Raw genomic sequence first — 6214 nt, forward strand, 5'->3', positions numbered from 1 at the left:
CCGACGGGGCCGCTGTCCGGATTCCGCCCGCCCTCGAGCGTGACCGGAACCACGGATCGCCCGTTGTTCATACGGACAAGAACCGAACGCCAGGAGCCCCCGTGCCCCCAATGCTCGATGTCAGCGACGACGTACGCGCCGAGATCGGCGATGAAGAAGCCAACCGGCTGCTCGCCGGCGAGAACGCCCCGGGCAACTACGACTGCACTTCGTGCCGCTCCCCGGGCGATCCCGGGCAAGTGCGCACCAGCACCGTCCTGTTCGTCGGTGAGGAGACCGCGGTGCTCGCCTTCGCGCACGCCGCGTGCATCCCCTCCCAGGTCGTGCGGGTCTCGGAGGAGCAGGTGCAGGGTGCGGTGCGCACCATCACCGCCGACGACCCGAGCGGCACCTCGGCCGGCCTCACGGCCGATGCGGCCACCGGTGCGGCGGCTCCCGTGGAAGAGCCACGGCCGGACCGGGGCCGCGCCGTTCTCGGTGTCACCTGCGGTCAGGTCCTGATCGGGGACGCGCTGCACGCCGCGGTCGTCGTCGAACCGACGGCGCCCATCGCCCGCCCCGGTTCGGACGGACCGGGTGACGACTTCCTCCCCCTCCTCATCGAGCAGGGTTTCCTGCCGGTGACCGGCATCACGCAGCCGCCCGCGACCGTACCGGGCTGGTCCGTGCTCGTCGCGATGGGCCAGCTGCACGCCATCCTGCAGCCGCCCGCCGCGGGCACCGCACAGCCCATCGCCTGGTGGCAGGCGCACCAGTCGCTGCCGGTCACCGACGGCTGGCGCACCTCCGCGAACCAGAACAACCAGGTGCTCGTCTACGCCGCGCCCGCGGGCTCCATCGGCCAGCAGCCCCGCGAGGACCTGATGCGCGACGCTCTGGACAAGGCCGCTGCCGAAGGGGTGCTGGTCGCCGCGGCGATGCCGCTCGCCGGCACCTGACGCCTCCCCTGACGGCCCCGTTCGCACGTACGCCCCCGACCCACCCCCGCGAACAGGTCATTCGCCGCGCCGCCCCGCATCCGCCGGGCGGCGCGGTCGTTGGCCAGTCGTGCAGCCATACGAACCTTCCCGCGCCCCCCTTCCGTACCTCAGCCAGGGTCAGATCCCCAGCATGCGCCCCACTCACGAGGTGTCCTCCGGCCGCGGCTCCGGCACCCCCATCTACGACTCGCTGTACGCGGAGTACGGCAGACTCTTCCGTACGCTGCCGGGCGACCGCTCGGGCGAGGAGGAACTGCGGTTCGACTTCGGCACGGTGCACGGCACGGGCACCGGCCACTGGGGCAGCGGCGGCTGGCACAGCGACAGCTGGCGCCACGACGTGCTGCCGCTGCGGACCGGACAGCTTCCCGCCGCACTGCCGCCCGCGCCGCGCGACGGACACGCCTACGGACTCTGAGGGCGCGCTACTTCACTTCTTCCGGCCCCGCTTCTCCCGTACGCGCACCGACAGATGGATGGGCGTCCCCTCGAAGCCGAACTCCTCGCGCAGCCGCCGCTCGACGAAGCGGCGGTAGCCCGCCTCCAGGAAGCCGGAGGCGAACAGGACGAACCGCGGTGGCCTGGTGCCCGCCTGCGTACCGAAGAGGATGCGGGGCTGCTTGCCGCCGCGTACCGGGTGCGGATGGGAGGCGACGATCTCGCCCAGGAAGGAGTTGAGCTTGCCGGTCGGCACCCGCGTCTCCCAGCCCTCCAGAGCCGTCTCGATGGCGGGCACCAGCTTCTCCATGTGCCGTCCGGTGCGGGCCGAGATGTTGACCCGCGGCGCCCAGCGCACCTGGACCAGATCCCGCTCGATCTCCCGTTCCAGGTAGAAGCGGCGCTCCTCGTCCATGCTGTCCCACTTGTTGTACGCGAGGACGAGCGCGCGCCCGGCTTCCACCGCCATGGTGATGATGCGCAGATCCTGCACGCTGATCGACTCCGTGACGTCGATCAGTACGACGGCGACCTCCGCCTTCTCCAGTGCGGCGGCGGTGCGCAGCGAGGCGTAGTAGTCGGCGCCCTCCTGGAGGTGCACGCGGCGGCGGATGCCGGCCGTGTCGACGAACATCCAGGTCTTCCCGGCCAGTTGGATCAGCTCGTCGACGGGGTCGCGGGTGGTGCCCGCGGTCGCGTCGACGACGACGCGGTCCTCCTTGGCGACCTTGTTGAGCAGCGAGGACTTTCCGACGTTGGGACGGCCGATGAGCGCCACCCGCCGCGGGCCGCCGGGCGCGCCCGCGCCGAAGGTCTGCTCGGGCGCCTCGGGCAGCGCGTCCAGCACCACGTCGAGCAGGTCGCCCGTACCCCGCCCGTGCAGGGCGGAGACGGGGTGCGGCTCGCCGAGCCCCAGACCCCACAGGTACGCGGCGTCCGCCTCGCCCGTGGGGCCGTCCACCTTGTTGGCGCAGAGCACCACGGGCTTTCCGGCCTTGCGCAGCAGCCGCACCACGGCCTCGTCGGTGTCCGTCGCGCCGACCTGTGCGTCCACGACGAAGACGACGGCGTCCGCGGCCTCGACCGCGAACTCGGCCTGGGCGGCGACCGATGCCTCCATACCGAGTACGTCCTGCTCCCAGCCGCCGGTGTCGACGACCTTGAAGCGGCGGCCCGCCCACTCGGCCTCGTAGCTGACCCGGTCCCGGGTCACGCCCGGGCGGTCCTCCACGACGGCCTCACGGCGGCCGAGGATCCGGTTCACGAGCGTCGACTTGCCGACATTGGGGCGGCCGATGACGGCGAGCACCGGGAGCGGGCCGTGACCGGCCTCCTCCAGTGCGCCCTCCACATCGTCGGCGTCGAAGCCCTCTTCCGCGGCGAGCTCCATGAACTCCGCGAACTCGGCGTCGCCGAGCTCACCGTGCTCGTGCTCGGGTGCGGGCCCGCCGCCGGACTGGTTCTGGTCGCTCATGCCGTCTCGTCCTCGTCGTTCCTGGTCAGTTGATCCGCTGCCGCGGGGAGGTCTCCGCGCGGCAAGGCGCCGTCCACGCGCCGGTGTTGTCAGCGTGCGGTGCGCCGCCGCGCGTCGGCCAGGTGGTCCGTCAGCCGCCGCTGGATGCGTACGGTCGCCGCGTCCAGCGCCGCCCGCGTACGCATCCCGCTGCCGTCACCGGCCTCGAAGGGGTCTCCGAAGACCACGTCGATCCGGCTGCGCAGGGGCGGCAGCGCCCGTATCAGCCGGCCGGGCCGGTCCGTGCTGCCGAGCACCGCCACCGGGACGATGGGCGCCCCCGAGCGTACGGCGAAGTAGGCGAGCCCGGAGCGGAGGGCGGCGAAGTCGCCCTGGCCCCGGGTGCCCTCGGGGAAGATCCCCAGCACCCCGCCCCGCTCCAGCACGCCCAGCGCGTTGCCTATCGCGGCACGGTCGGCGGTGGTGCGGTCGATCTTCAGCTGCCCGATGCCCCGCAGGAAGGGGTCGAGCGGGCCGATGAACGCCTCCTGTTTGATCAGGAAGTGCACCGGCCGCGGTGCGGTGCCCATCAGCATCGGGCCGTCGATGAGGTGGGAGTGGTTGACCGCGAGGATCGCGGGCCCGCTCGCCGGCACCCGCCAGGCGCCGAGGACGCGGGGCCGCCACAGGCCGTACATCAGCCCCAGGCCGATCCGCCGCCCGGTCGCGGCCCCCCGCGGACCGGGCCCGGAGCCGGTTCCGGTCACTTGGAGATCTGCCCCGCCTTCGCGGCCGCGGACCGCTCCGCCCGGCCGGACCCGCCGTCCTTCTCCGCGGCTGCCTTCTCGATCAGGGTGACCACGCATTCGACGACCTGGTCCAGCGTGAGCTGGGTGGTGTCGACCTCCACCGCGTCGTCCGCCTTCATCAGCGGGGACGTCTTGCGGCTGGAGTCGGCGTGGTCCCGCTTGATCAGCGCCTCCCGGGTGGCGCTCAGGTCGGTGGCCGCCTTGCCCTTCAGCTCTCCGCTGCGGCGGGCGGCGCGGGCCTCGGGAGAGGCGGTGAGGAAGACCTTGAGGTCGGCGTCGGGGAGCACGGTGGTGCCGATGTCCCGGCCCTCGACGACGATGCCGCCGACCGCTCCGGCCGCGATGGAGCGCTGCAGCTCGGTGATGCGGGCCCGCACCTCGGCCACGGCGCTGACCGCGCTGACCGCGGCGGTGACCTCCTGGGTACGGATGGGGCCGGAGGCGTCCACGCCGTCGACGGCGATGGTGGGGGCGCCCGGGTCGGTGCCGGAGACGATCTCGGGACGGACGGCGGCGGCCGCCACGGCCTCCGGGTCACCGATCGGGACGTCGTTGCTGAGCATCCACCAGGTGATCGCCCGGTACTGCGCGCCGGTGTCCAGATAGCTGAGGCCCAGCGCCGCGGCGACGGCCTTGGAGGTGCTGGACTTGCCCGTGCCGGAGGGGCCGTCGATGGCGACAATCACTGCAGACACGCTGTGGGAGACCTTTCTCGAACACGGGCTGGGCTGGTGTGGGCCGAACGGGCCCCAGGCACCAGGCTACCGGCTGCCGGGAGCACTCCCCGCTGCCGGTGGCCCGCTGCGGGGCCCGGGCTACTGCTGGCGGATCGACCAGCCCCGGTCGCGCAGCGCCCCTTCCAGCACCGCGACCGCGCCCGGGTCGACCATGAGCTGTACGTGACCCGCCTGCTGGCCCGTCGCGTGCTCGATCCGGACGTCCTCGATGTTGACGCCGACGGCGCCGGCGTCCGCGAAGATCCGCGCCAGTTCGCCCGGCCGGTCGCTGATCAGCACCGCCACGGTCTGGTACGCCGCGGGTGCCTGGCCGTGCTTGCCGGGCACCCGGGCCCGGCCGGAGTTGCCGCGGCGCAGCACGCTCTCGATGCCCGCGACCCCGCCGCCCCGCTTGTCCTCGTCCGCCGAGTCGAGCGCGCGCAGCGCCCGTACCGCCTCGTCCAGGTCGCCCGCCACCTCCGCGAGGATGTCGGCGACCGGCCCCGGGTTGGCGGAAAGGATCTCGACCCACATCGCGGGGTCGGAGGCGGCGATCCGGGTGACGTCGCGGATGCCCTGGCCGCACAGGCGTACGGCCGTTTCGTCGGCCGACTCCAGCCGGGCCGCGATCATGCTGGAGAGCAGCTGCGGGGTGTGCGAGACGAGCGCGACGGCGCGGTCGTGCGCGTCGGCGTCCATGACGACGGGGACCGCACCGCACAGCGCGATCAGTTCCAGTGCGAGGTTGAGCACCTCGGTGTCCGTCTCGGTGGTCGGTGTCAGCACCCAGGGCCGCCCCTCGAAGAGGTCGGCGGTGGCGGCGAGCGGCCCGGTCTGCTCGCGGCCGGACATCGGATGGCTGCCCAGGTAGCTGACGGGGTCGCCGCCCAGGTCCCGCAGCTCGCGGCGGGGGCCGCCCTTGACGCTGGCCACGTCGAGGTAGCCGCGCGCCAGCCCGCGGCGCTGTGCGTCGGCCAGGACGGGCGCCACGTGCGCGGGCGGCACGGCCACGATCGCGAGGTCGACGGGCTCCTCCGGCTCGCGGTCCGTACCGGCGCCGAGCGCGGCGGCGGTACGGGCGCGCTCGGCGTCGCGGTCGAGCAGATGCACCCGCACACCGCGCCCGGCGAGCGCGAGCGCCGCGGAGGTGCCGATGAGACCCGTGCCGACGACCAGGGCGGTACGCATTACTGGGCGATGTCCTTGCGTAGTGCGGCGGCGGCGCCGAGATACACATGGTTGATCTCGGCCTTGGGCAGGTCCGACTCGATGTGCGCCAGCACCCGCACCACGCGCGGCATGGCGCCCTCGATGTCGAGTTCCTGGGCACAGATCAGCGGAACGTCCACGATGCCGATCTTGCGGACAGCGGCGGCGGGGAAGTCGCTGTGGAGGTCGGGGGTGGCGGTGAACCAGACGCTGATCAGGTCGTCGGCGGTCAGGCCGTTGCGCTCCAGCACGGTCGTCATCAGCTCCGAGACCTGTTCGTGCAGGTGCCCGGGCTCGTCCCGCTCCAGCTGGACGGCGCCCCGTACCGCTCGTACCGTCACGTGCCCGCTCCGCTCCCTGTGCGCTGTGCCGACTGCCCGCTCCAGGGTAGATCCGCCCCCGGCCGGCCGCCCGGCCCGCCCGCCCACTGAGACGGGGCGGGCCCTGCGGACCGGGCCCGGGCGGCTACAGGCCGACCTCGTCCATCAGCATGCCGACCTCCGTGTTCGTCATCCGGCGCAGCCAGCCCGACTTCTGGTCGCCCAGGGCGATCGGACCGAACCGGGTGCGGACCAGCTTGTCGACCGGGAATCCCGCCTCCGAGAGCAT

The 6214-nt window shown here is 73.2% G+C and carries 7 protein-coding genes and 1 pseudogene; 2 read left to right on the plus strand and 6 right to left on the minus strand.

The window, feature by feature from the left end:
- Positions 1-110: 110 nt before the first annotated feature.
- Positions 111-938: a hypothetical protein gene (locus tag ACRDP3_RS15035; RefSeq protein WP_431517446.1), complete on the plus strand. Its 828-nt coding sequence runs from the start codon at positions 111-113 to the stop codon at positions 936-938.
- Between the two features lie 172 nt (positions 939-1110).
- The gene (locus ACRDP3_RS15040) at positions 1111-1398 is read left to right on the plus strand and encodes a hypothetical protein (RefSeq protein ID WP_431517441.1); all 288 of its coding nucleotides are present in this window, start codon (positions 1111-1113) and stop codon (positions 1396-1398) included.
- 12 nt (positions 1399-1410) lie between these two features.
- Here the strand turns inward: ACRDP3_RS15040 and der are convergent, their stop codons facing one another.
- The 6 genes and pseudogenes from der to ACRDP3_RS15070 all read right to left on the minus strand — a co-directional run.
- Positions 1411-2892, minus strand: a complete 1482-nt coding sequence (gene der / locus ACRDP3_RS15045; RefSeq protein WP_431517442.1) for a ribosome biogenesis GTPase Der — start codon at positions 2890-2892, stop codon at positions 1411-1413.
- A gap of 89 nt (positions 2893-2981) precedes the next feature.
- Positions 2982-3569 carry a lysophospholipid acyltransferase family protein gene (locus ACRDP3_RS15050; RefSeq protein WP_431517447.1) on the minus strand — a complete coding sequence of 196 codons (588 nt, stop codon included), beginning with the start codon at positions 3567-3569 and terminating at the stop codon, positions 2982-2984.
- 65 nt (positions 3570-3634) lie between these two features.
- Positions 3635-4375 carry a (d)CMP kinase gene (gene cmk, locus ACRDP3_RS15055; protein WP_431517443.1) on the minus strand — a complete coding sequence of 247 codons (741 nt, stop codon included), beginning with the start codon at positions 4373-4375 and terminating at the stop codon, positions 3635-3637.
- A 120-nt stretch (positions 4376-4495) separates the two neighbouring features.
- Positions 4496-5584, minus strand: a complete 1089-nt coding sequence (locus tag ACRDP3_RS15060; RefSeq protein ID WP_431517444.1) for a prephenate dehydrogenase — start codon at positions 5582-5584, stop codon at positions 4496-4498.
- On the minus strand, positions 5584-5946 hold the full coding sequence (gene aroH / locus ACRDP3_RS15065; RefSeq protein WP_431517445.1) for a chorismate mutase: 363 nt from the start codon (positions 5944-5946) through the stop codon (positions 5584-5586). The genes ACRDP3_RS15060 and aroH overlap by 1 nt, the downstream gene beginning before the upstream one ends.
- 124 nt (positions 5947-6070) lie before the next feature.
- A pseudogene (locus tag ACRDP3_RS15070) lies at positions 6071-6214 on the minus strand (pseudouridine synthase); the annotation flags it as partial.

This window comes from Streptomyces sp. (genome assembly GCF_050698815.1).
Lineage (GTDB): Bacteria > Actinomycetota > Actinomycetes > Streptomycetales > Streptomycetaceae > Streptomyces.

Excerpts from the sequence above, each read along its gene's own strand:
- der (WP_431517442.1), bottom strand. The coding sequence starts at position 2,892 with ATGAGCGACCAGAACCAGTCCGGCGGCGGGCCCGCACCCGAGCACGAG.
- ACRDP3_RS15060 (WP_431517444.1), bottom strand. The coding sequence starts at position 5,584 with ATGCGTACCGCCCTGGTCGTCGGCACGGGTCTCATCGGCACCTCCGCG.
- ACRDP3_RS15040 (WP_431517441.1), top strand. The coding sequence starts at position 1,111 with ATGCGCCCCACTCACGAGGTGTCCTCCGGCCGCGGCTCCGGCACCCCC.
- ACRDP3_RS15050 (WP_431517447.1), bottom strand. The coding sequence starts at position 3,569 with ATGTACGGCCTGTGGCGGCCCCGCGTCCTCGGCGCCTGGCGGGTGCCG.
- ACRDP3_RS15035 (WP_431517446.1), top strand. The coding sequence starts at position 111 with ATGCTCGATGTCAGCGACGACGTACGCGCCGAGATCGGCGATGAAGAA.